We start from the raw sequence: 25,726 nt of genomic DNA on the forward strand, positions 1-25,726 counted from the left end.
TCCTCATTTCATTTTTTCGGAAGGTTTTATATCGATCGCCAGCAGTTCCCTTGGATTATGGATCCGAAGGGGGATGGTATGTTCTCCAAGTCCAGCACTGACGATCATATGCTGATCCCCTTTGTGAAAGTCTCCACAGCAAAACGGCGGAAGAAACAAATATTGAGGAGATGAAAGACCGTAATGTTCACTGAGGCGGACAACGCCTCCGTGATAGTGTCCAGACAGGATCAGATCCGCGCCCCATTCAAAATAGGTTTTTCCGTATTTTGGATTATGTGCCAGCAGGATCTGCATCCCTTTATCTTCAGGTTTACCGATCAGTTCTTCCATCACTTCTTTTTTCAGCTTCGGTGATCTCGGCTTGTGATAATATTCGATGGGAAGCTCCAGGCCCCAGAAACAGAAGCGCTCTCCCTTCAGGACCATAGCTTCATGTCCGTTCCTTAAAATATGCACACCAGCTTTTTTCAGTGCCTTTTCATATTTCGCATAATATGGCCGATATTCTTCGGAAAGGCACATTTTATATTCATGATTACCAAGTGCATAATACACGGGAAAATCCCTGGCAAGCTCTGTCAGCAGCTTACATGCAGTTACCAGAGTATCCGTTTCTGTACGTACAGCCATGTCGCCGGCAGAAAGGATCACGTCCGGGGCAAGTTTTCGGATCGTCTCTGTCAGCCGTATATTGTCTTTTCCGTAGGATATCCCGTGAAGATCCGCAAGAAGGATCATCCGCACGCCCTGTGGAGCATGGATCTTGTCCGTATGGATCTCATATTGTTTGATTCTGAATTTTTTCATATTATTTTCCAAATCCGCAGTTCGGGAAAGTACAAACCGGACAGTTCAGACATAGTCCGCCTTCTCCCAGCGCGGCAATCTCCTCTGCCTTGATCTCATCATCTGCCATCACTCTGGGCAGGATCAGATCAAATACTGTTCTTTTTGCGTACATGACGCAGCCCGGAAGTCCAAGTACCGGTATGGATCTTCCGTTCCTCTCAAGATATGCCACAAGCAGCATAGCTCCCGGAAGTACAGGTGCTCCATAGGTTACGATCTTTGCTCCGGTATCCCGGATCCCGCCCGGAGTACGATCATCGGGATCCACACTCATTCCGCCGGTACAGATGATCAGATCTGCTCCTGCATCTGCGAAAGAAAGAATTGCCTTTGTGATCTCTTCCTTATCATCTCCCGGCATCACCTGGCCTGTCACTTCTGTCGGAAACCCGGAAAGCTTTTCCCGGAGTACCGGTGTGAAGGTATCCTGGATCAGTCCTTTTTTGATCTCACTTCCGGTTGTGACGATCCCTACTTTTTTCTGCTGGTAAGGGAGAATGTCAAAGATCGGAAGATTTCCTGCTGCCTTCTCTGCTGCATCCATTTTCTCTTTCTCGATCACAAGCGGAATGATCCTGGTTCCTGCAACCTTATCACCTTTTTTTATCGGAAAATCGCCATGTCTGGAAGCAATCATCATTTCTCCCAGAGAATTCACAGCCACAAGTGCATCACGACGTATTTTCAGAATACCATCGATCTTTGATACCACCTCGATCTTACCTTCTTTGATCTCAGTTCCATGTACTTTGGAAGAGTTTCCGGCACAGATTTTGTAAAGGATCTCTGCAGCTTCATTTTCGTGAAGAATCCCCGGGTTTTTCTCCCACACAAAAAGGTGTTCTTTTCCTACAGAGAGCAGCAGTGGTATATCTTCTTCTTTCACTACATGCCCCTTTTTGAAAAGAACGCCTTTTTTCTCATCTTTTATGATCTGCGTGATATCATGGCACAGAATGTGTCCCACTGCATCTTCTGTTCTGATCTCTTTCATCCAAAATCCCTTCCCTGTTCTGTTATTTCTTCAATCCGTTGTATTATACATCCAGTCTGCCCTTTTTGTCAAAATATGTTGCAGGCATCACAAAAGAAATGCCTGACAGGTTCTTTCCAGCCAGTCATGGTATCCGGCCTTTTTTATTGTTTCCCCGTACAGGATATCCAGACTACCGATCTTTTTCCCATCCTGATAGTATTCCTGTGCCCCTGCTTTCTGCCCTTTTTTCACCGGCGCACTTTGTTCTTTGGGGAGGATCAACTTTTTCTTAACATTGTCAGGTTTCGTTCCATCTGTGCTGATATATCGGAATTTCCCTCTATATACAAGCGAAACCTGCTCTTTGACTCCTTTGCGGAGCTTCAGAGGTTTCAGTGGCTCCAGAGCATCATCCAGATACAATGTGCATTTAGAAAAGCCGTAATTTAAAAGAGCTGCTGCATCCCGGAATCTTGTTTTCGGGTCCGGTGCGGCCATCACTGAGGCGATCAGTGTGATCCCGTTTCGTTCTGCCACAGCACTGAGACAGTATTTTGCAATACTGGTGCTGCCCGTTTTAAGTCCCATACACCCCTCATAGCTGCGCAGCAGTTTATTTGTGTTGGTCAGTGTAAATTTCGAGGATCCTTTTCTGGTAACGTGTGTGATATCCTCCATCCAGACAGATGAATATGTAAGAACTTCCGGATATCTGCTGATGAGCTCCCTGCTCATAAGTGCAATGTCATAGGGAGTTGTATAATGCTCCTGTGATTCCGTCAGCCCGCAGCAATCCACAAAATGGGTATTTTTCATTCCAAGATCCTTCGCCCTCTCGTTCATCCTCTCCACAAAGGCTTGTTCTGTTCCCGCAACATGCTCCGCCATAGCTACGCTGGCATCATTTCCGGAAGCGATCACAATACATTTGATCATGGTTTCTGCAGTCTGCTTTTCTCCTTCTTCCAGAAATACCTGAGACCCTCCCATGGATCTGGCATAAGCACTGGTGGTAATGCTATCCTCCAGATGCAGGGTTCCCTCACGGATAGCATCAAAGATCAGGATCAATGTCATGATCTTTGTAATACTGGCCGGGCTTCTTCGGGTGTCAGGATCCCTGGAATAGATCACGGTACCGGTTTCTTTTTCCATAAGGACTGCACCCGGCGCTTCGATCAGCTGCTGTGCTTTTCCACTATCTTCCGTTTCTCCCCTGACACTAATGGGTGTCAGAGCCAGGCATAAGACTAAAATACAGATCAAAAGACTTTCCGGAACACTTCTGTTCATAAGCTCACTCCTGCCGCAAACATCTCTGTTCTATTGTAAAAGCTTTCCTGAAAGATTATTCCTGAAATTCTGAAAAAGCATAGATTCCGGTCCGTATTCCTGTATCTTTCACTCTGCATCGCTTTGCTTTTTCAGTTCTTCGTCATACAGCTTAACACCTGTTTCACAATTTCCAGCAGCATATTTTCTTGCATAATTCGCTGCATCGATCGCCTCAGATGCATTGTTACATTCTCTGGTGATCAGATAGATCCCAGTGCGGACACAGAGCTCCATATCCGGATATTTCTCTTTCATCTGCCGTAAGAACTCCTGATTGGTCTTTAAAACAGATGTTTCCGGATCAACATCCATATCACATGGAGTGAAAAGGATAAAATGATCAGAAATCGCCCTAGTAAAATATACATCCATATCTGTTTTTAGAACGCTTATCACATACTCGGAAAACTGCCGCAGGATCTGATCTCCCACACGATATCCGTATTTTGCATTAATACGTTTAAATTTTTCAAAATCGGTATATATCACTGCATGTCCCGGCCCGTAACCTCCGATCAGCATTTTCTCCACATTTTCGCGAAATCTTGAAAAAGAAGACAATCCGGTAAGCTGGTCCCGTCCGGATTCTGCAGCAATGCTACGATAAGCACTGTTAAATGCTTGGTTCTTGGCATAATGCGCGGAAATGATCTTGGTCACTTCTCCCAGCAGCTTACGATCTTCTCTGGACCAGAGCCTTTTTTCCTGGCAGGTCACGTATGCAATGGCCCCTGTATAGCTTCCCTCACAGTACATGGCAGCACAGACTACGGTTTTTGCTCCGCACTGTAACACATTCTTTCTTCCCTGTTCCGAATATTCAGCCAGATCATTCTCCTGAATCACCACAGTACCATATTCATCATTGTGGCGAAACAATGTGATAAAATCACTTTTTGAGAAATGTATCTCATCTATCAAAAGCCTGTATTCTTCTTCCGAAACCCATTGAAAAACCCTGTTTATTTTCTGCTCTGCCACCTTGGTATGCAGGACTGTGATCCGGTTAAGCCGGAATTTCAGACCGATCACTTTCATCAGAAGTTCAATCGCTGCCTGAAAGCTACTCATTTTTTCAAATATTTCAAATGCAGTAGAAACAATATCATTATGAAGATATCTGGCATCTATCTCAACACCCTCGTATAATTCCTGCTTTTCCTCTGTCTTATCCTCAAAACGTCTCAGATTATCACAGAAAGCATAGCGGTTTTTTCCATTTTTCTTTGCCTGGTAAAGTGCCCAGTCTGCATTTTCAAAGAGCTGCTGATATGTATATCCGGAAACATTTTCCGGAAGAAAGCAGATCCCCACACTGCAGGTTGCCAGATACGTGGTTCCCGAAAATTTAAGTTTCTGCACTTCCCGTATCAGTTTTCCTGCCTTTTTCATGATCGCTGCATGGCTGATATCCTTCAAAAGGATCACAAATTCATCGCCACCCAGACGCATGATCACATCATTAATGTCGAACAAAGCCACAAACAGCTCCGCAAAACGTTTCAGGACTTCATCACCGAACATATGTCCGTAAGTATCATTTACATTTTTAAAATAATCTACATCAAGCACCATCATCCCGCATCCTGCATAGGGATTTCTGGATGCAAGGTATTCATCGATCAGTTCTTTTCCGAAAAAGCGGTTATACACTCCGGTCAGAGGATCTTTCTGGGCACGTTCCTCAAGAAATTCTTCCTGCAGCTTCTCCCTGGTGATATCTCTGGAGCTTCCTATGAAATAATGATATCCGGTATTTTTATCCTGTGCTATAAATCCCCGTACTGTCAGAAGACTCGCATTACCGTCTTTATTGATACACCGCACTTCTATCGTCCCGCCTTCCCGGGATGTCAGAAAATCCGTCAGGTACTTCCAGTCGTCTTTATAAACATTGCTGTATTTCTGTCCACTGGTCTTAAAATCCGTAATATTTTTTACAGGTCTCAGGTATTCATCCAAACGTTCATATATATCCGTCTCCTGACAGTACTGAAAAAGCTTCAGTGTAGTATTTCGATAAATGCAAGCGTATTTTTCCAATGTATCCCGAATATCAAAAACGGGATTTTTTTCGTCTGTTTTCATCATCGACCTCCCAGAGAGTTCTTGAGTTCACAGTATTTGTAAAAAAGTATACCATATCTTTGGGTATATATGTAGTTCTTTTATTTCTTTTTACAGTTTGTTTTTTACTATATAAAATACGCTGCGGAGGGCAGGATTACTCCTGCCCTACTGTCTTTTTTCATGAAAATGATACTGGTATGGTATTTTTTATGCTGTCATTGTGGGAATATCGATCATATCTGGATTTCTCATTTACAAAAGTCAGCGATGCATTTTTGTTTTGCATTGTCAGAGCAGCCGTACCGGAAGCAATCTTCCGGGGATCTGTACCATATGCAGGTGCAGCGCCTTTTATGATGCGGACATTCTCTGTATTTGCCCGTACATCTTTCAGATAGTAGCGTAGTACCGGTTTTTCCCAGACCGTATACTGCCCCAGCGGGATATTCCTGAGAGTGACCGATAATGTTGCATAGCCATTTTTATCGGTTTCATAGCTTCCTCTGGTAAAGGTCACATAATCCTCATATCTGTGAGGATTTCCGGATAGATCCGTACCTTCTGCCACAAAGGAAAAGGTTGGATTTCCATGAGCCCAGGTAATATCCTCCTCTTTGATCTTTTTTATGATGGTGATATTTCCCAGCGGAAGTGTTACCGGAGTATTCTCTGCTTTCAGATCCACAGTATCCGTATCTGTATTTTCTTTTTTCTGGAAGATTACCTCCTTTTCGTATTTGCCAGTATAGTTTTCCGGATTTTTTGTTTCCACTACTTTGAACCTTCCCTGATTGTCATCTGTGAGCACCAGCTCTTCCGTAGAGTACCATCCGGTTTCTCCGTCAAACTTCAGGATGCTCTGCCCGCCCAGAGTATTCTGGTAAGTCTGCTTCCCTCTATTCCACTGAAGCACGGTAAATTCAGCATCTTCCAGAACTTCCCCGGTATAGATGTCTGTTTTTCTCAGACGGATCACCCCTTTATATTCCTTTTCCTTTTCATTGACAACTTCAAAGGAAAGGCGTGCATCCTTGTCTGTGATATTCACCTCTTCTTCCCAGCTTCCTGTATATCCGGGCGGAGTCTTTGTTTCCGCGATCTTATATTTTCCCTCATTATCCGAAGTCTTCAAAAGTTCACCACTTACATAAAGTTCACTGGAGATGTCATAATCCAGAAGAGTTCCTTTTTCTTTATAGGCTTTTTTTGCTGCACTGTATTCATAAAGTGTAAATTCCGCACCCTTCAGGACCTCACCGGTCTTCGCATCGATCTTACGAACCTCTATCCTTCGTTTTTCGTTCTGGTAGTTCACTGCTTCAAACAGGAATTCCTGCTTTTCTCCCGGCTTTTCCAGCGTAAAATTCTTCTGCCAGTTTCCGGTGTAATTGGGAGGAGCTTTTGTCTCACGCACACGGAATTTTCCCTGATTGTCTTCGGTATAATTAAATTTTCCGGAGTTATAGGTACGTTTCTGTCCATCATAAGTCAGTTTTTTTAAGGTTACATAGCTTTTGCTTTTTTTACTCCACTGATACAGGGTAAATTCAGCTCCTGCCAGTGGATCACCGGTATTTCCGTCTTTCTTTCTGATGGATACTGTTCCGCTGATATCCATGATATCCGTTACGTTAACGGTTGTTGTCTTTCCACCGGTTACTGTAAGATTTTTGATAACGGTGTTCAGCTTGTATCCGGCAGCAGTTTTCGTTTCTTTCACATAATATTTTCCGGGAACTAGTTTTGAAAAAAGGATCTCTCCACCGGCGTTTGTTGTTCCGGTTGAAACCTTCTGATCCTTACTGTACATAGTCCGGTATCCGGAGGTCAGAGCTTCTGCTGCAAACAGTCCGTACTGCGCTCCCTGGATCAGTTTTCCCGTGTTGGGTTCCTTCTTGACCAGCTTTGCATTGCCGTAAACCGATGGCTTTACTGAAAACGAAAGGCTTCCTCTTGTTCCCTGGTATACGTAAGCGCCAAAATCCTGTACTCCATCTTTTCCCGCCTGGGCACTTCCGTCAACCAGGATATAGGAAACCGGCTGAAGCAGCATTTTGCAGGAAAACTTCTTTGTTGCAGATGCATTTAACGGAAAGATCAGAAAAAAATATGCCCCATCCTTAAGGCTCAGGCTTGTCCCCGACATCATTTTGGGATTAGTTTTGTGTGAATTATAATCCGCTGCGCTCGTCCAGTAGGCCAGCTGCCATTTTTCTGCGGCTCCTCTTGTTATGGTGATCCCGTTTTCTGCTTTTGCTCCATCTGTTACTTTCATAAGAGTACTCATCTGAAATCCGTCTTTCATACTGTCCGGAACAAAGGGAAAACCTGCAGGTCTGCTTCGGAATACACTTAACGGGATCGTCTTTCCGGATGCTGCTGCCCAGGAACCGTCTTCAGAAACATAAACGGCTGCCTTGTTTCTTGCAGGGATCGTCAATGTCTGGATCTTATCGATCAGACGGTTTATCCCTGTATGTTCTACTTCTGCTGCTGTGGCATATCCACAGTCATTAAAGTATACCTTTGACAGCGCAATATGCGTAAATACATAACGGTTCTGCCATTTTGACCAGTCTATGTGACTGCAGGAGGGGTCGTATCCGGTTCCCAGATCCCCCGGTCCTCCGTAACCAAAGTACAAAAGCTTCTGGATCACAGAATTAGTCAGTGCTTTTACTGCCTCATTCTTCAGCGTCATACTGTCCAGTCCATCCTGAGTTGCTTTCAGGCAATACAGAGGTGAAACCTTTTCCTCTCCTGTATCATCAATATAATGTACAGAACGATACGTACATCCCATACGGGTTTTATTTCCGGAACCAAGAAAATCATTGGCAGCTGTCCAGATCTCATCGCAGTAAACCCTGGTCCAGCTGTCCAGATAATACTGGGACGGGGAAAGTGCTGTAGCTGCGATAGCATCCTCTCCTTCTGAGATTACTTCCGCACTGCCAGCTTCCCGGAACTCCCCGGGAAGTGCTGCAGAAAGAGCAATGATCTCTCCGTTTTCGATATCCTGGATCAGTTCCTGATCCTCTTCACTTTCTCCTGTAAGGATTTCCGCGTTTTCTTCCGTGAATACAGTAAATCCCGGATCCTCTGTCTGCTCCGGTATCTCTGTCAGAGCTATATTTTCTCCTTCTTTTGAAACAGCTTCCGGTTCTTCTTCCGGTTCGATCAGCTCATCACTGTCCGCATTTTCAGTAGTATCTTTACCTTCTTCAAAAGCTTCCTCCACCGTTTCCGATTCAGGCAAGGCTGTCGGAACCGGCATCTCAGCCTCCCCAGGCTGATCTGTTACCGGAATATCCGGGGCCTCCTCTTCTTCCTCCGGTTCTGTCTGTTCCTGCTGCGGATCTGCTGATACCGAACTCATATCTGCTGCAGGACTGGCCGAAACCACAAGAGAAGAAGCTGTGATCATCAATGCCATCCATGCACCGATCATTCTTCTTTTCAATTTTTTCGTCCTCCTTTCCATAGCGTCAGACTGCAGGTAAGCAGCGCCATACCAGCCATCAGTGTAAACAGGATCACAGGAGATTCATCTCCGGTCTTCACTGGTGTTGTCCTTACCGAAGAACTGTTATTTCCGGAAGCTCTTTCTGTGGCTTCTTTCCTGCCATTCCGGCGTGGAACAGGGCTGGTATCTGCCGTCTCCTGATCCTCCTCCACAGAAAAGATCCATTTCACATCTGCAGCTCGAAGAGCATATAAATTATCCAACTCTGCCGGAACCGTAACCTCAAATCTCATGTTTCCTTTTTCTCCGCTGGAAAATTCCCCCAGGGACACGGCCTTATTGAGAGATGCAGCCAGAAGATCCCCGGAATACAGCTTTTTATCATTCATGGTGATCACCAGCTTCAGCTTTTTCAGAAATTCCTGATCCTTTACCGATTTACATTCCGGTGATGTGCGGAAGAAGATCTCTGCTACATGCTCCGTTGTATTACGGATCTCTACAGAATCATGAAAAACATCTCCCGGCATTGCCGTGGAAAATCCGGAAAAAAAGTCTTCCGGAGCCGCGATCAGTTTGTGCGCATTTCCTTCAAACTCCACCTTCAGATCCACCGGACTTTTTTTCTGAACCACAAGACCATCGGTATCGTGGATACATCTTAAGATCTTCTGATTTCCCCAGGGTGACATGGCACGGAAATCCGGTGCAAAATTTGCCGCCTGGACAGCATCCGCCACGATGGTGATCCCCAGCTTCTTATCCTGGTAGGATTCATCCCATTGGGATGGTACAGTCACACCGGTAAAAATATCCACGCTGTCTCCCTGTTCCAGCTTCCTGGTATAATAAAAATACTCTCCCTTCCGGATCCATCTCGGTGACATTCCTGTAAGATTCCTGTCATCCAGACCATCCAACCCTTCCAGATCATCTGTATAAGAGATCTTCACCCTTACCCAGCATGGCTCTGAGTGATTGGTGATCCTGGGGATCTTGGATATCTCATCTCCCGGAAGAACGATCCGGCGATCCTGATATTTCATTTCTCGGCCGTCCTTTTTTTCCAGTTCCCGAAGAGAAATATTGATATCTCCCACTGATATGTGATTGGTCACTGTCACGGAATCTGAAAATCTGGCATAAGCAGCCGTGCACGCCAGGATACTGCCTGCCACAGCAGCACCTGCCAGCAGGGCTTTAAGGTGTTTTTTCAAGCATTCCCCCTCCTTTCTGCCTGAGCAGAAACCGGATCTGAAAAATACCTCCACGCACTTTCATAATCTGAAAATCCTTCTGCCTGTACAGCTTCCTCATAAACATTGATCTCAAAATCCTTAATGCTGTCCCTGTAAGTATCATCGATCTTTTGGGGATCGATCTGAAATCCGGTACACAGAGGAGTTGTTTTTTCACCCTCGGATATTTTTTTCCGGTAGTAATAATAGCCGTCCTGACTGTTATACACCCAGTTTGCCGTATCCAGACCTGTTAATTTCACGCCTCTGCCGATATCGTCATTGGAGTAGGAAAGGGACATCCTCACATAGCAGTCTGCCTGGAACCCTTTCACACTGCCGGAAAAATTTCCGATCCGGATCTCTTTTCTGTAGGATGGACCATTCTCCATAGGCGTAGGTGTAGGATCCGGAAAATCTTCCTCGATCTCCGTTGTCACATACCCTACTGCAGCAGAATTTATCTTTTTTTCAAAATCTGAAAAATACGCCGCAGTCCCTGTTGCGCACAGGAGCCCTGTTGTCAGGAGAAGGAAAACGGGTCTTTTTAATTTATTCATTTCGTGACACCACCGGCCTGTCCTTTATTCTGATTTACATATTTCTGGTAAGCAGCAGTTGCCTGCTCCAGAACCGTAGTCTTGTCATCCCCGGTATTGGTAGCCTGGATCGCATAAGCCCGTACCGGCATATCAATCTGCTGTGTATCCAGCTGACCTTCGATGATATTGGCAAAGGTTACTGTATCAAAAAGAGTTGTTGTCTTTGTTCCCGGCTTCAGGATGTGGTTATATGCATAGGTGTAGACCATATTCTGCCCCACTTCGGTCCGCTCCAGCTGTGTCCAGTCCTTGTTTTTGGTGAAGCTGAACAGCTCTGTTTTTGCAAGCGCATTCCTGGTACCATCCTTGGCTACCGTGATCACATTTCGGACCGGAACAGAAACTTCCAGATAGACAAATGCTTCATTTACTCCTTTATTTGCTACATAGGGGTCCTTCCGGATCACCTGAGTAGGAACCAGATCTGTATTGTCCTCCGGTTTCCAGTTAGGCTCATCCAGGTCGATATCCACTTTTCCTACGGTAAAGCTGTTGGTTGCCGTTTCAAAATCCGTGAGATATGCAGCTGTTCCTCCGGCTGCCAGTGCAGTGATCACAGCAGCAAGTGCGATTCCTTTTACCAGTTTTCTGTTTTTCATCATGATTAAATTCCTCCCTGTATTTTTTTCTTTTTTGGGGTATATGCCAGATCAAAGAGTACTGACAGACATGCCGCTATGCAAACTGCGGCAAAAGGGATCCGGGCTTTCAGAAAATGGATCACGTAGCCCAGATAAGGCAGGTGAAAGACTACCCGCCCGATGATCTGTGACGCCTCTGCGGGAACAGGATCTTCTGTCTTGTTGGCGTCACCTTTTGTGATAAAGATATCCTTTTCTTTTTTAACCACTCTATGGGTGACAACGGTATCTCCGTTATGAAAAGTAATGATATCTCCCTTTTTCGGAGAAAACTCTCCTTCCTTTGTAAAAACCACAGCTCCGGTTGGGATCTCAGGTTCCATGGATCCGGAATAGACCACATAGGGCCGGATCCCGAAAAGTCCAGGAATAAGAAGCACCAATGCCATCACCAGCATCAGTCCCAGAACTGTGTTGCCGATACATCGAAAAAATATTTTCATTCCTGTATTCTGTTCTACATACGATATTTGATGATCACTTCCCTCTGCAGGGAAAGAAACAGTGTTCGGATATCAGGAAAATTCCGGCGGAGACCTGCCCCACATAAATTGAGCCATAAAAAAGTCCTCCCTGTATAGCAGTTAATATGGCAATTCGCAACATGCTCCCATCACTTAAACTCACAGATTTTGAAGTGAGGACAAGCATGATCAAAATAATAATACAGCAAAAATACTGAATGGAAATTATTCGAGCAGATATGCTCAGATGTGCAGTTCCTCTCATTACTTACAGAGGTGAAGGATTCCTGCGACATTTGTTAAAAAAGATTTGTTTCAGATGATGTTATTATAGGGTCCGCAGATCCGGAAGTCAATCAAATTCGTCCGACAGGATTCGACACTGGTTTCTCAGCGGGTATGTCTGTCACCCTATTTTTCATAAGCTGACAGACCCTGCATCCGTGCAACGCCAGATTTTTTTACAGCTGTACCAGAGAGTAAATATATTCCAATGGAAGCAGCATCAGATCACGGATTTCCCGTTCTTCCTCTTCTTTATTTCCGGAATTTACCGGCAATTCGATCCGGAAAGCCGGCTGGCGGATCATTTCTCCGTAATACTGTTCCGGCCTGCCTGTGCTCCTTCGCCCGTTCTGCGCTTCTCGTTCTATTGCAAGCTGCTCCAGCTTTCCCCTGGTACATTTTTTCAGGTGGCGTGCAAGACGGTAGCATCTCTGACCAGTGGAAAAATTCTGATCCCGCCGATAATAAACCACCTTTTTTCCATATCCGCAGAAAACCAGCAGGCCACGTCCTCCGTATTCCTGAAAGATCCGGATCAGTGCACGTGTCTCATTTTCACTGGCAGGCTGCTGATGAATCTTTTTTCTGCTGCAAAAGGTGGTGGGAAAATTCCTTGCAGTATCCATTCCTCTTGCATTCCCCTCGAATTCATCGCAGGGAACATCCTGCATTTTCAGCATCTGACGGAAAATGGGATTTCGCACAGTATTGTAGCCCTTCCGGCAGATCTCATATCCATCCGGATTGACCACCGGTATGATACAAAGCCTGGTCTGATCCAGGAGCTTTTTTACCTCATAAAGCTCGTCCACGGTCCAGTTGCATTCATATATTCTGCAAAGCTCCAGTGCCATCCTGGTAAGCCTGTCCGTCATCTGTCCATCCGTTCCGGAAAAACCGGCCACACAGAAAATACAGGCATCTCCCTGTCCGATCTCCAGCATAGGGATCATCCGGTCATCGTGGCTTTTTCCGATCACCCGAAACTGCGTAAAGCTGCTGTAACGCCTGGCTGCCTCCCACAGTGAATAATAAATTGCTTCGTAGGTTTTATCCTGTACTGTATCCATGATGTTCCCTTCCTTCCGTCTTTATACATGTTCATTATTATGTATATTATGCGAAAGGGCATAAAAAAAGAACCGGTTTAACACCGATTCCTTTTGTTTACAAAATAATTTAGGATACCGCCGCCGATGATGATCACCAGCGCAACTGCAACCACTCTTTTCGCTGCCTCCTGAGGAAGCTGGCCCTTGGAGCCAATGGAAGCCTCATAAAAGGTCAGCGTATAATCGATCTCATGCGGGGCGCCCATGGCCAGTGTATCTGCGATCACTTCCATCTTATCATCCAGGGCAGTTACCGGGACAGTAAAAACAGAATTTCTGCCTTCCTCGCTCTCGTTGAGATATTTTTCCCCATCTACGATCATATAATCATAGTTGGAGCTGCTCCACTGGAGCCGTGCATACATCTTCCCATCCTTTACCAGCATCAATGTGGGGGAAGAAACACTGGCCTTTCCGCTTCCGCCTTCCAGCTCCACCTGTATGGAATATTCTCCGTCCTCCAGATCTGTCTTCACTGCGTTCTCTCCACCTGCAGCCAGAACCTGTATCGGGCATAGCAGCAGCATAGTCAGAAGAAGCAGCATTATTGTTCTCATCCTGTGTTTCATGGTTTTCTCTCCGTTTTTTGTTTTTTCTTCGTATCACTATAGCACAATGCCCCTTTTCTGTAAAGAACATCTCAGAATTGTTGAAATGTCTCTTCTTTTCCAGTATAATAGAGTGAAATTTGCATACAAACGAAAGGAAATGAACAGAGATGATCGAAACAAAAAATCTCACAAAAAAATTCGACAGTTTTACTGCTGTGGATTCTCTGGATCTTCGCATAGAAACCGGCGAATTTTTCGGTCTGCTGGGACCCAACGGTGCCGGAAAGACCACCACGATCAGTCTGCTTTCCACTCTGCTTCTGCCCACAGAGGGCGAAATCCTCATTGATGGGCAGACACTTGGACGCAACCGACCGGATCTGAAGCGCAAGATCAGCGTGATCACGCAGGAATATTCCATGCGCCAGGATATGAACATGGACGAGATCATGGAATATCAGGGCCGTCTTTATTTCATGCCACGAAAAGAGATCAAACGGAAAACTGAAGAGCTTCTGGATTTCTGTGGACTTCTTCCCTTCCGCAAGCGGACTGTAAGGAAGCTTTCCGGTGGTATGAAACGAAAGCTTATGGTATGCCGGGCACTTCTCACAAGTCCGGAGATCCTTCTTCTGGACGAGCCCACTGCAGGCATGGACGCGCTATCCAGACGACAGATGTGGAATCTTCTCCGTCAGCTGAACGGAAAAAATCTGACCATTCTTCTGACAACCCACTATATGGAAGAGGCACAGTCTCTCTGCAACCGGGTAGCACTTATGGATCACGGAAAGCTGGAGGAGATCAATACTCCATCGGGCCTGATCGACGGCCTGGGCAAATACACCGTAGATCAGGAAACACCGGAAGGGGCAAAAAGCCACTACTTCCACAGTCGGGAAGAGGCCATCTCTTTTCTGTCCTCTCTGGATGGACAGTGCACCCTTCGTGAGACAACTCTGGAGGATGTTTTTGTGGAGCGCGCAGGCAGGCATCTGATGCAGCGATAAGCCGGCGTCAGCCACAGTTATCTTATAATTTAACAGAATGGACGATGAATTATCATGGGAATACTTACTATTTTATGGGAAAAATGGGTGGAGTTCCGAAGGGATTTCTATAAGATCACGCTGGCGGCCATGATCGCGCCGCTGATGTATCTGATCGTTTTTGGAATGGGGATCCAGACCTCCTCACACGGAGAGCCTTATCTGAATTTCCTGATCCCGGGTGTGGTTTCACTGACTACAATGAACGGAAGCTTTAATGCTATTGCACAGAATCTGAATGTGCAGCGTCTTTATGAGAAAGCCTTTGACCAGGTTATGATATCTCCGACACCACTGTGGCAGTTTATTGCCGGACAGATCATCGGAGGCAGTCTCCGCGGGCTTTATGCAGGAGGGATCATCCTTCTTCTAACTATGCCGATCGGAACCGGTCTTGTGTTCAACGGATGGTCATTGCTGGTGATGTTCCTCAACGGTGCTGTATTTTCAGCCATCGGTGTTGTGGTTTCTTTCCTTGCCAAAAACCATGCGGATGTACCTCGTTTTTCCAATTATATCATTATGCCAATGGCTTTTTTGTGCAACACCTTCTTCTCTACAGAGAAGATCCCGGGCTTTCTTGGGAATTTTGTAGCTGCTCTTCCACTGTCACAGACCAGTCATCTGATCCGTACCATTGCTTCCGGCGGTGGAGTCAATTACCTCAGTGTCCTGATCCTGACAGTCTATCTAATTGCATTCAGCATTGCAGCTTCCTGGTTTATCTATAAGAAAAAAAATCTGTAAATTTATCCTTACAAAAAAATCACCGGCTTTCCTGTTCTTTCGGAAAACCGGTGATTTTTTTATTTGTTATGCTATTTTGGCTATTGTGCGTTTAGATGTCCTTTTTTCTTCTTCTCACGATCACATATCCACCTGCAAGAAGGGATGCCACTGCCAGTGCAGACATGGTTCCGATCGGTGAGTTATCGGCTGTTGATACTGCATTCTTAGATCTGGTTCCGTTGCCTCCATTGGAGGATGTTGCGGATGCCTCTCCTGTTATGGTTGCGTTCGGATCAGAGCCTGTCTGACCGCCGCCATATGAACCATCTGCTCCCGGAGTTCCGGTAGGTGTCAGTTTTGCAGATCTGAACTGCCATACTGCAGATTCAATGGTGTCTGTTTCAAACCACTGACCACCGGTGTAGATGTACTTTTTAAAGAAAATATATATGTTATATGTGGCTTCTTTATCAATTCCGTTTTTTGAAACGATTTTCCATGAATCATACTGATTCTTCTTACTAGGGTTTGACGACGTACTCCAATAAAGAGGAACCCATTTCACATCACCTTCATTCGGACTTTCATTGGTTGTTCCAGCTCCAATTACCTGGAATTCATGGGCCACATTTGGATAAAATTGAATTGGCTCTTCCAAACCGAATACCTCGCTGTCTTTTGGTTCCGGGATGTATGCATTCGGTGTGTTAGTCGGAGTTGGATCTGCAACTTTCGGTCTGGAATCTTCTTTAAATGCTATTTTCAATGGATTCGTCAAAACACCATTCTTATCTTTGATCTGGATATAAAGATCAATTGGATTGTCAGAGTCTAAATCCTCAAGACCGATATTAAATTTCTTATCAGCAGTAAACGTTGTCTGTTTTCCGGTAGATGTAAGATCTTTCGGAGTGGCGGACGTACCATTACTGTTACGAGAAACCCATTTATAATAACAGGTACCGCTCTTATTCGAAATAAGAATAACATTCGCAGATGTATGGTTAATCCATGAAAAGCCAACCCATCTGACATTTGCCGGACGCTTAGCTTCATCCAATGCAATCTTCTTTGGTGTACTTACAGTTCCATCAGTTCCTTTAATGCTCACATAAACATCAATTGCATTGTTTGCATCCAAATCTTTCAAACTGATCGTGAAATCCTTATTTTCAGAAACATTTTTCCCCTTGCTCATTTTATCAACTGTCGGAGCTTTAGAACCACGTTTTACACATTCATAATAGTACACACCTGCTTTATCAGAACGCATAGTTACAGTAGCAGATGTATGACCTTTCCATTTATAACTTACGTTGGAAATCTTCGCAGGTGTTTTAGCTGTTTCTTTTTTCAAAGTAACAGTTGCAATCTTGGTCACTGCTGTCTTTGATCCATCTTTCGCTACTACCTGCACATAGAGATCAATCGCATCACCTTTCAGGTTTTTCAGATCAATCTTGCATTTTTCATTTGCGGTGATAGCAACCTTGCTGCTCTTGGTGCTAATGGAAGGTTTATCCGCTCCCTTTGCCACCCATTTATAATAGCATGTACCACTCTTATCGGACTGGAGAACTACTTCTGCAGTTGTTGCAGTTTTACTTTCTGCACTGATTTTTTCAACCTTTGGCGCTGCCGGTTTCTGATCGCCTGCCTGTTTTACATTAACAGTCTGTTTCTCAGCTGCACCTACAAATCCGTCTTTTGTCTCTACCCAGACATAGAGATCAATGGACTTATCTGTAATGCCTGAAATATCAAAAGAAGTTTCCTGGTTTGCTTCAATTTCAACGCCAGGTGTAACAGCGGATTTATCAAATTTAGGAGCATCTGCATCTTTCTTAACATATTTATAGAAATATGTACCGGCCTTATCAGATTCGATCTTTACAGAAACTGTATTCTCTTTCTCGCTCTCCTGAGCTGTAACCCTAACAACCGGTATCTTGGAAACAAGCTTGCCTGAGGTGGTATCTACTGCATAACTCTGGTCGCCTTCATAGCTCATCGCATTAACTGCTTTTGCAAATGCAGTTGCATCTAAAGATTCAGGTTTCTGGAAAACTGTATAGTCAACTGCCGGATTCTCTACGGAATATCCAAGGTTCGAATTCTCAAATGCACCGGCAATGATGATGCTTCCAGCATTCTGATCCTGATGTCCTAATACGATATTGGATTTTACGCTCTTCTCTGCATTTGTATTTGTATAGTTCTCGATGATTTTCGGTTCGTCTGCTGCAGCATTCGTTCCCTGTTCCAGGGAAATCGTACCTGTGCTGTAAACAGCTCCGCCTGTAGATACATTATCTTTGATCTCGCCACCTGTAATGATAAGCTTACCACTGTTCTTTATTGCTGCACCGGCTGATGTGGATGAATTATTAGCAAGAGTAACACCTGTAGTCATTACAAATTTTGCATTTGCATCTACAGAAATAATAGAACCTTCTGCCTGTGTTCCATCCGCTTTGGCTCCATCGATAAGCAGTTTACCAATTGTTGTAGTGCCATCTCCATCATTCTTAGTCATGGACAAAATACTACCAGGACTTACTTTAAACATATCACCAGTTACTGTTCCACGGCTGATTGTGGTTTCACTTCCCTGCACACTAAAAATTGCAATATTCTTATTCTCAGGAACCGTAATCGGCTCTGTAAGAGCAAAAGATTCACTGAGCAGGATCTTATAGGAAGAATCATAAAGATTCTCTTTCGTATCATCAATAGAACCTGTAAAATCCGGAGCCCCATTAATCGCATTCTTAAGATCTTCTGCTGTTTTTACAACGACATTTGCTGACTCTGCAGATGTTTCCGTCTGCTCCTGCTGCGCCTCTTCTGCCTGAGCCTGAGCTGCTGCCTGAGCCTCTGCTTCCGCCTGGGCCTGAGCTGCTGCCTGAGCTTCTGCTTCCGCCTGGGCCTGAGCTGCTGCCTGAGCTTCTGCTTCCGCCTGGGCCTGAGCTGCTGCCTGGGCGTCGGCTTCACTCTGTGACTGGTCATCCACAGCCGCTCCGTCATCTGGGGTTTCTGTATTCTCGTCTGCAGTCGATGCTTCTGCCTCTGTTACCGCTCCGGTATCTTCAGCGGCAAACGCTGCGGCAGGTGCCATTCCAACAGTCATGGAACCTGCAAGCAGGACTGCAAAAAGCTGCTTTTTTTTCATTTATAAGTCCTCCTGTTATGAGTTAGTCTGTTTAAATCCAATTACAAAAAAGTATAGCACAACGCTTCAAAAAAGTAAAGCGGACCAAAGAATCCGCTTTACTGTATCTGTCTTACGGACGTACCTGTCCATTACCATAAATGATATACTTGGTGGTGGTCAGTGCAATGAGTCCCATTGGGCCTCTTGCATGGAGCTTCTGGGTGCTGATCCCGATCTCCGCACCGAATCCAAACTCATTTCCATCGGTGAATCTGGTAGAAGCGTTCACATAAACTGCCGCTGCATCTACCTCATCCAGGAATTTCTGGGCATGGGTGTAATCATTGGTAATGATAGCCTCCGAATGCTTTGTATTATATTTATTGATATGTGCAATGGCTTCCTCCACGGAATCCACTACCTTTACAGAAAGGATATAGTCAAGATATTCCGTTCCCCAGTCCTCTTCTGTTGCAGGAACTGCTCCCGGCATCAGAGCCTTTGCTGCTTCATCTGCACGGACCTCCACATGCTTCTCCTTAAGGCGTCCGGCCAGCACCGGCAGAAAATCGTCCTTCACCTTACGGTTTACAAGAAGGGATTCGCATGCATTGCATACGCCCACACGCTGGGTCTTTGCATTGATCACAATATCCGCTGCCATCTGAAGATCTGCAGTCTCGTCCACATAGATATGACAGTTTCCGGTTCCGGTCTCGATGACAGGGATCGTACTCTGGTTTACCACTGCTTTGATCAGTCCTCTTCCGCCACGTGGGATCAGTACATCCACATACCGGTTCAGCTTCATAAATTCCGCAGCCGTTTCTCTGGAGGTATCCTGGATCAGCTGGATAGCATCCTCGATAATGCCGCAGGCCTTCAATGCCTCACGGATACAGTTGACAATGGCAGTATTGGAATGAATTGCGTCGCTTCCACCCTTCAGGATCACGACATTTCCGGTTTTGAAGCAGAGACCGAATGCATCTGAGGTAACATTGGGACGCGCTTCGTAAATGATGCCGATCACACCTAAGGGAACACGTTTCTGTCCGATCAGAAGTCCGTTGGGACGTTTTTTCATACCGGTAACTTCCCCGATGGGATCTTCAAGACCGGTAAGCTGACGAAGTCCGTCTGCCATTCCTTCGATCCTCTCCGGTGTCAGCATCAGACGGTCGATCAGTCCTTCCGGCATCTGATTCATTTTACCGTTTTCCACATCCAGGGCATTGGCCTTCAGGATCTCATCGGTATGAGTGACAAGAGCCTTTGCCACAGCTTCCAGGGTTTTATTTTTGTCATTTGTGGAAAGATTTCGAAGGACTGTCTCCGCATCTTTCGCATTCTGTCCCAGTTTTTCAAGCATTTCATTCATTTCCAAATATTCCTGCCTTTCTTTCTGTCTTTACAGCAATATCTTATTGTGTATCGCGGTATATATTCTCTTCCGTCACAATGACCTGCGGACGGATATCCGTAGGCTCTGTGGGAACCTCCGGAAGGATCTGGAAGGAAAATCCTACTGCAACGCGGCAGACCTCCGGATGTTTTTCCAGAAAACGGTCATAAAAACCGCCGCCATAGCCTACCCGGTTGCAATTTATGTCAAAAGCCACCCCGGGCATGACCATCATGGCTTCTTCCCAGGAAACCGTTTCTCCGTCTTCCTTTGGCTCAGGGATCCCGAAGTAGCCGGATTCCAGCTGACTGAAATCGGTCAGTCTGTAAAATACCATATCCTTTCCGAAAACCTTTGGCACTGCCACTTCCTTGCCGTCTTTCCAGGCTTGCTCGATGATATAGCGTGTGATCACTTCATGGTTATAATCTGCATATGCCATGATCCGTTCTGCATTCCGGTATTCCGGAAGCTGTGTCAGGGCCTCTGTGATCCGGAGACTGTTTTCCCGGATCCAGGCATCGGTATGTTCTTTTCTAGCTTTGAAGATCTTTTTTCTAATTTCCTTTTTTTCTTCCATATTTTTCTCCAAGATTGGTGATGCTGCCATCCTTTTCTTTGATATCGATATTATTCAGACGCGCACGGAGATTTCCTTTCACTGCATCCAGATATTCTCTCCGAAGCTTCGCCTGTTCCACCTTTTCTTCCTCGGTAAGACCTACACTTTTCTGTTTATGTGCCAGTGCGTTGATCCTGTCGATCTTGATATTGTCCATCATAATGTCATTCTCCTTAAAGCAGTTTTTCGATATAATCAATGAGGAAGAATTCTTCCTTCTTGTTTCCTACAAATAATGTTCCGCAGCTCCTGCCTTCCACGATCCTGTGGATGTTGTGGAAGTCGTTTCCGTTAGCAATGACCATATCCGCTCCTGCCGCAGTTGCGATGATCGCAGCGGTAAGCTTGGTTGCCATTCCACCGGTGCCTACATTGCTTCCTGTGGAGGATTTGCCAAGCTTACGCATATTGTCATCCATGTTTTCTACAATGTCGATAAACTGTGCATCCGGATTGGAATTGGGATCGTCTGTAAAAAGACCGTCAATATCGGACATGAGGATCAGAAGATCCGCATCGATCAGTGCAGCAACCACAGAGGAAAGGGTATCGTTGTCTCCGAATTTTACCAGGTTCTGGAATTCATAGGAGGATACCGAGTCGTTCTCATTTACAATGGGGATCACCTTTTCTGCCAGAAGCTGCTGGAAGGTATTCTGGGCATTCCTGCGATTGGTATTGTTGACCATGGTATTCTTGGTCATCAGGATCTGTGCCACCATCTGATTGTATTCCCCGAAAAGCTTCTGATAAATGGTCATCAGCCTGGCCTGTCCCACAGCTGCACAGGCCTGCTTTTTCTCAAGCTCTGCCGGCTTTCCCTTCATACCCAGTGCAGCTGCACCTACCGCAATGGCTCCGGAGGATACCAGCACTACGTCTTTCCCCTGATTGTGAAGGTCGCTGAGCTCTCTGGCCAGGATCTCCAGCTTACGGAAATCCAGTCTTCCTGTTTCTGCGTGGATCAGTGATGATGATCCGATCTTGATAACGATGCGTTTCTTGTCTTTCAGTCGTTCCCTGTAATTTGCGTTCATGTTTTTTGTTTCTCCTGATACCTGTATATTAGTCTTACTGATAAGTAACGGAATCAATCCTGTCATTTTGTACGATCTCCACCCAGGTAGTACCCGGATTCAGGCGGATCTCCTGTTCATTTCCGTCGTAATAATGCGTGATCCCCCATGGAGAATCCTTCTCCCAGCGGATATCAATAGCTTTGCCTCTGGTAATAAACTTGCCCTCTCCGCCGGAAATGGCATCAATATTCAGATAGCCGTTTCCATCGTAGGCCGGGCAGGATGAATACTGAAGGATGATATTGTCGCAGGTAAGCGGTTCATTATCCAACTGATCCACATGTTCCTTGCCAAACTGGAATCTCTTATATTCCTTTGTCTCTTCATCGTATTCATACCACGGATGATTGTCAGTAAAATTATCCAGCTTCACAAGGCTGGCTATGATCCCATCCGGTACAGTCTCTGTACCATCTTCTGCAAAAAGATAATGTCCGGTATATTCTTCTTTATATTCCTGGCTGTATCCCATGGCATCTATGCCTGCCTGAAGGTGACTGGCATCTGTGTAGGCATTGTGAGGTGCCTTCCTGTCTGTTGTGCGGAAAAAAGCCAGCTTGCCGATCTGGATCCCGTTGAGGTTATCGATCACATGCTGCTCCAGATAAGGCAGTGCATAGGCAGCCTGTCCGTAGTGGGCATAGATCGCATTAAATTCGTTGGCATAAAAGAGATAATAGTCACGGCAGCTGCGAACGGAACCGATCCGTTCCAGCTCATCGTAATCTTCGAGAATGCCCATAAGACGGGTAATATTACCTTCCACCGGCGCTTCGTAGACAACACCGGCATGTCCGATACCACTCTGGGGAGCTCCGACACTGTTGTTGCCCATCATCACGGCAACCGGTCTTCTCCGTCCAATGCTCTCCGGAACATTTTCGCCGGTAAGATAGCTCTTTACCTGAGTTTCTTCCTGCTTTTCCTCATTGGGGACAAAGCCTACCAGATCCTGCCCTGCTCCAAAAGCGGGAACAGTCTGGGCAATGCAGATGCATGCAGCTGTGATACCTGCCAGGATACCTGTCTTTTTCATTCTCATATATTACCTCCTTTTCTTAAAGCGGAAGAGTTTTCCGCTTAGCTTTTCCGTGGGACAGCCCGCAGTCATTCCGGAGCTAGCGGTTGATCCCCAGCGCCTTCAGTGCCGCTGCCTGCTTGGCTTCCATGACCTTTGCCTCATCCTCTGTCATATGATCATAGCCCAGAAGATGCAGCATACTGTGTGCCACCAGGAAACAGAATTCCCTTGTCACACTATGTCCGTATTCCTCTGCCTGGGCAAAAACCTTAGGCACGGAGATCATGATATCTCCAAGAAGGAGTTCATCACTGTCCAGATCAAAATAGGACTCATCCTCTTCCACAACGGAATAATCCGCCGGTGTCTCAAAGGGGATCATAGGAAATGACAGCACATCCGTAGGAGCCTGGATATTCCGGAATTCCGTATTTACCCTCTTGATCTCCTCGTTGTCTGTCAGGACAAGATTGACCTGTCCGTCATAGGGACATTTTTCCATTTCAAGAACCTTGTCCGCAACCTGGGATGCAAGGGCAGCATAGTCAATGCCCAGCTCCTGATCTGTCTCATATTCGATATTTATGGTCATCTTCTGTACTCCTTATTTTTTACAGCATACCTGTCATCCTTCCTGGATTTGGCAGGCTTCTGTTTTTTTTCATAATCGTCATAGGCCTGTACGATCTGCTGTACAAGTGGATGACGTACAACATCCTTGCTGGTCAGCTGACAGAATCCGATGTCATCGATCTTCTTCAGCACCTTCATCGCTACATCCAGACCAGACGTGGCATCCCTGGGAAGGTCCTTCTGGGATGCATCTCCTGTGATGATCACCTTGGAACCGAAGCCGATCCTGGTCAGGAACATCTTCATCTGGGCAGGTGTGGTATTCTGCGCCTCATCCAGGATGATGAAGGCATTATCCAGTGTACGTCCTCTCATATAGGCAAGAGGGGCAACCTCGATGAGCCCCTTCTCCATGTTTTTGGCAAAGCTGTCTGCGCCCATGATCTGATACAATGCATCATAAAGAGGACGCAGATAGGGATCGACCTTGCTCTGGAGATCGCCAGGAAGGAATCCCAGCTTCTCGCCTGCCTCAATGGCCGGTCTGGTAAGAATGATCCTGGAAACCTCCTCATTGCGAAAAGCAGTTACTGCCATAGCCATGGCAAGATAGGTTTTGCCGGTTCCGGCAGGTCCCACGCCGAACACGATCATCTTCTTACGGATCTGTTCCACATAGTCCTTCTGTCCGAGAGTCTTGGGCTTGATGGGTCTGCCCTGTATGGTATTACAGATAAAATCCTTGTCGATCTCCTCCATCACGGAGCCGATCTTCTCCATGGCAAGGGAAAGTGCGTAATTCACATTCTGCTGTGTGATGGTATTGCCTCTGCCCGCAAGTGTATTCAGTTCCTCCACGATCGCCCTGGCCTGTGTGGCTCCCTCCTGGCTTCCCAGGATCTTAAGAGAACCGTCACGGAAGATCATTGTTACGTTCAGAGTACGTTCGATCAGCTTCAGATGCTCGTCAAACTGTCCGAAAATATTCGCCTGGCGGTCTGCCGGCACATCCACATATAATTCGATAATGCTGCTAGCCATCCTCTGGTGTCCTTTCTTTTGGCTGCGTCTTTTTTTCTGTGGGGGCTTCTCTTCCGGTCCGTTCAATGACGGTAAGAGTGCCTCTGCTGACGCAGTCCTGGTGATTTATTTCTATTTTAACATTATTTTCAGATATTTGAACCCCTTTTTCTATTAATTTTTCTTCATAGGCATAAAGCCTTTGTATGGCCTGTTTTTTTGCGACATCCTCTGTCAGCTGCTCTTTCTGTACTTCGTACTTTCCAATCGCAGCGATCCACAGGGTAACAGGAGAACGAAAAATCCCGATACTGAAAAGAGGTTCCCGGCTGACGAGGCGTTCCTCATTTTGTTTCAGAGGAGAGGAAAAGTCCAGAAACCAGTTTCCCAGCTGAAAAAAAAGCCTTGTTTTCTTTTTATCGGACCATACCTTTTTCTCTATGTCCAACGGAAAGGTATCGTAATAGGCAATGGTATGTCGGATGTAAATATCCGCATCTGCCTGAACATATGCATAGCGGATGACCTCCTGGCTGTCATCGGTGATGTCCACGATCCCGGAAACCAGTTCCTGGCCTTTTTTTATTTCATCCCCGGCCCTGACAAGAGGAGTTCCCTGCCGTGTGACCATGGAATCGATCACACCGTCCAGAGTTGAAAAAAGACTGCAGGATTTTTCTTCCGGCTCTGCTTTTTCTCCGGCAGTTCCCTCCCGGATCTCAAAACGCAGGCCCGTTCCCGAAAATCCGGCAGACACCCAGGTGATCTCCGGAAATTCTCTTCGCAGGGAAGCTGCAAGTGCACTGCAGCTGATCTTTTTTCTGGATACTCCGAAACAGACCCCCTGCTCTTTCAGAAAGCTCATCAGCTGGGGTGTGGGATTTAAAATATTTCCCCGAATTTCAACGTTCCACACTCTGCCTGACAGAAAAAAAAGGAGGCAGCAAACTGCCAGAAACCCTGCGGGGATCATTTTTCTTCTTTTACAGAAAAGCAGAAAAAACAAAGGTCCTCTTTTTTTCAGGATGTGGATATGTACCCCTGTTTTTCTCCGCAGTGGCGAGAGCTGCAGAAAATCCGCTACCTTCATGGTGAGCTGAAGCTCCGTCTCACCGGTGCGGATGATCCTTTTCAGATCCATTTCCCTGCCTCTGCAAAGGTTCACGAACCGCTGACACTGCTGTCCCTTAACAGAAACCCGCACAAAACCTGGGACCATTACTTATTTCCCTCCTCCAGCGTAATGCTTTCGATCTGCCCGCGGATACATAGTTCAAGGGTTGTGTAGCAGGGGATCACAAGGTTTTTCCCACGGATCACAAGTCTGCCGGAAGGTGTCAGTATCAGGATCTCCTCCCTTGTATAGCTCTGGATATTCCGGTAATTTTCGATCACTGCCCGGCGTTTTCCCGTAAGTATCACCTGCACCTCCCGAAATGCCGGTTCCCCGGGAAACTCCAGAAAAGCTGACATTTTTCTCAT

23 protein-coding genes are annotated in these 25,726 nt (G+C 45.9%); 2 read left to right on the plus strand and 21 right to left on the minus strand.

From position 1 onward, the window contains the following. Nucleotides 1-3: 3 nt before the first annotated feature. From DW694_RS12055 to DW694_RS12105, 11 genes are all read right to left on the minus strand, one after another. A complete protein-coding gene (locus DW694_RS12055; RefSeq protein WP_118753082.1) occupies nucleotides 4-810 on the minus strand; it encodes a metallophosphoesterase in 807 nt (268 codons plus the stop codon). A 1-nt stretch (nucleotide 811) separates the two neighbouring features. Then, a complete protein-coding gene (locus tag DW694_RS12060) occupies nucleotides 812-1,846 on the minus strand; it encodes a molybdopterin-binding protein (RefSeq protein ID WP_118753083.1) in 1,035 nt (344 codons plus the stop codon). A gap of 87 nt (nucleotides 1,847-1,933) precedes the next feature. Next, nucleotides 1,934-3,121, minus strand: a complete 1,188-nt coding sequence (locus DW694_RS12065; protein WP_118753084.1) for a D-alanyl-D-alanine carboxypeptidase family protein — start codon at nucleotides 3,119-3,121, stop codon at nucleotides 1,934-1,936. A 108-nt stretch (nucleotides 3,122-3,229) separates the two neighbouring features. Further along, complete coding sequence (locus tag DW694_RS12070; RefSeq protein ID WP_173741286.1) at nucleotides 3,230-5,251, minus strand: diguanylate cyclase; 2,022 nt, start codon at nucleotides 5,249-5,251, stop codon at nucleotides 3,230-3,232. Nucleotides 5,252-5,411: 160 nt separating this feature from the next. Further along, nucleotides 5,412-8,696, minus strand: a complete 3,285-nt coding sequence (locus DW694_RS12075; protein ID WP_118753086.1) for a SpaA isopeptide-forming pilin-related protein — start codon at nucleotides 8,694-8,696, stop codon at nucleotides 5,412-5,414. Then, the gene (locus DW694_RS12080) at nucleotides 8,693-9,916 is read right to left on the minus strand and encodes a hypothetical protein (RefSeq protein WP_118608833.1); all 1,224 of its coding nucleotides are present in this window, start codon (nucleotides 9,914-9,916) and stop codon (nucleotides 8,693-8,695) included. Before DW694_RS12080 ends, DW694_RS12075 begins: the two co-directional genes overlap by 4 nt. Beyond that, a complete protein-coding gene (locus tag DW694_RS12085) occupies nucleotides 9,913-10,497 on the minus strand; it encodes a hypothetical protein (protein ID WP_021650527.1) in 585 nt (194 codons plus the stop codon). The genes DW694_RS12080 and DW694_RS12085 overlap by 4 nt, the downstream gene beginning before the upstream one ends. Further along, the gene (locus tag DW694_RS12090; RefSeq protein ID WP_015524856.1) at nucleotides 10,494-11,141 is read right to left on the minus strand and encodes a TasA family protein; all 648 of its coding nucleotides are present in this window, start codon (nucleotides 11,139-11,141) and stop codon (nucleotides 10,494-10,496) included. The genes DW694_RS12085 and DW694_RS12090 overlap by 4 nt, the downstream gene beginning before the upstream one ends. Before the next feature lie 2 nt (nucleotides 11,142-11,143). Further along, on the minus strand, nucleotides 11,144-11,623 hold the full coding sequence (locus DW694_RS12095; RefSeq protein WP_021650528.1) for a signal peptidase I: 480 nt from the start codon (nucleotides 11,621-11,623) through the stop codon (nucleotides 11,144-11,146). Between the two features lie 482 nt (nucleotides 11,624-12,105). After that, nucleotides 12,106-12,999, minus strand: a complete 894-nt coding sequence (locus tag DW694_RS12100; RefSeq protein WP_015524854.1) for a M14 family zinc carboxypeptidase — start codon at nucleotides 12,997-12,999, stop codon at nucleotides 12,106-12,108. Nucleotides 13,000-13,076: 77 nt separating this feature from the next. Then, on the minus strand, nucleotides 13,077-13,610 hold the full coding sequence (locus DW694_RS12105; protein WP_021650529.1) for an iron transport-associated domain protein: 534 nt from the start codon (nucleotides 13,608-13,610) through the stop codon (nucleotides 13,077-13,079). Nucleotides 13,611-13,759: 149 nt separating this feature from the next. Between DW694_RS12105 and DW694_RS12110 the strand changes: the two genes are divergently transcribed. Further along, entirely contained in the window at nucleotides 13,760-14,602 is an 843-nt protein-coding gene (locus DW694_RS12110) for an ABC transporter ATP-binding protein (RefSeq protein WP_021650530.1), read from the plus strand. Between the two features lie 54 nt (nucleotides 14,603-14,656). Next, the gene (locus tag DW694_RS12115; RefSeq protein WP_021650531.1) at nucleotides 14,657-15,388 is read left to right on the plus strand and encodes an ABC transporter permease; all 732 of its coding nucleotides are present in this window, start codon (nucleotides 14,657-14,659) and stop codon (nucleotides 15,386-15,388) included. Nucleotides 15,389-15,479: 91 nt separating this feature from the next. Here DW694_RS12115 and DW694_RS16970 read toward each other — a convergent pair whose 3' ends face one another. The 10 genes from DW694_RS16970 to DW694_RS12165 form a co-directional block, all read right to left on the minus strand. Continuing rightward, nucleotides 15,480-18,542, minus strand: coding sequence for a hypothetical protein (locus DW694_RS16970; protein WP_182431223.1), 3,063 nt, complete (start codon nucleotides 18,540-18,542; stop codon nucleotides 15,480-15,482). 112 nt (nucleotides 18,543-18,654) lie between these two features. After that, the gene (locus tag DW694_RS12125; RefSeq protein ID WP_118608832.1) at nucleotides 18,655-19,905 is read right to left on the minus strand and encodes a glutamate-5-semialdehyde dehydrogenase; all 1,251 of its coding nucleotides are present in this window, start codon (nucleotides 19,903-19,905) and stop codon (nucleotides 18,655-18,657) included. 43 nt (nucleotides 19,906-19,948) lie between these two features. Continuing rightward, nucleotides 19,949-20,509 (minus strand): 5-formyltetrahydrofolate cyclo-ligase, encoded by a 561-nt coding sequence (locus DW694_RS12130; protein WP_114002427.1) that lies wholly within the window; start codon nucleotides 20,507-20,509, stop codon nucleotides 19,949-19,951. Continuing rightward, nucleotides 20,487-20,708 carry a DUF896 domain-containing protein gene (locus DW694_RS12135; protein ID WP_118608849.1) on the minus strand — a complete coding sequence of 74 codons (222 nt, stop codon included), beginning with the start codon at nucleotides 20,706-20,708 and terminating at the stop codon, nucleotides 20,487-20,489. The genes DW694_RS12130 and DW694_RS12135 overlap by 23 nt, the downstream gene beginning before the upstream one ends. Before the next feature lie 16 nt (nucleotides 20,709-20,724). Continuing rightward, nucleotides 20,725-21,588: a glutamate 5-kinase gene (gene proB / locus DW694_RS12140; protein ID WP_044960851.1), complete on the minus strand. Its 864-nt coding sequence runs from the start codon at nucleotides 21,586-21,588 to the stop codon at nucleotides 20,725-20,727. Nucleotides 21,589-21,622: 34 nt separating this feature from the next. After that, entirely contained in the window at nucleotides 21,623-22,672 is a 1,050-nt protein-coding gene (locus DW694_RS12145) for a DUF3048 domain-containing protein (protein ID WP_278654469.1), read from the minus strand. 76 nt (nucleotides 22,673-22,748) lie between these two features. Continuing rightward, nucleotides 22,749-23,243, minus strand: coding sequence for an rRNA maturation RNase YbeY (ybeY, locus tag DW694_RS12150; protein ID WP_118608831.1), 495 nt, complete (start codon nucleotides 23,241-23,243; stop codon nucleotides 22,749-22,751). Beyond that, complete coding sequence (locus DW694_RS12155; RefSeq protein WP_022426778.1) at nucleotides 23,240-24,265, minus strand: PhoH family protein; 1,026 nt, start codon at nucleotides 24,263-24,265, stop codon at nucleotides 23,240-23,242. Before DW694_RS12155 ends, ybeY begins: the two co-directional genes overlap by 4 nt. Further along, entirely contained in the window at nucleotides 24,258-25,463 is a 1,206-nt protein-coding gene (locus DW694_RS12160; RefSeq protein ID WP_118608830.1) for a sporulation protein YqfD, read from the minus strand. Before DW694_RS12160 ends, DW694_RS12155 begins: the two co-directional genes overlap by 8 nt. Further along, nucleotides 25,463-25,726, minus strand: coding sequence for a YabP/YqfC family sporulation protein (locus DW694_RS12165; RefSeq protein ID WP_118608829.1), 264 nt, complete (start codon nucleotides 25,724-25,726; stop codon nucleotides 25,463-25,465). The genes DW694_RS12160 and DW694_RS12165 overlap by 1 nt, the downstream gene beginning before the upstream one ends.

The sequence above is a fragment of the Ruminococcus sp. AM26-12LB genome (assembly GCF_003480785.1).
Taxonomy (GTDB): Bacteria; Bacillota; Clostridia; order Lachnospirales; family Lachnospiraceae; genus Blautia_A; species Blautia_A fusiformis.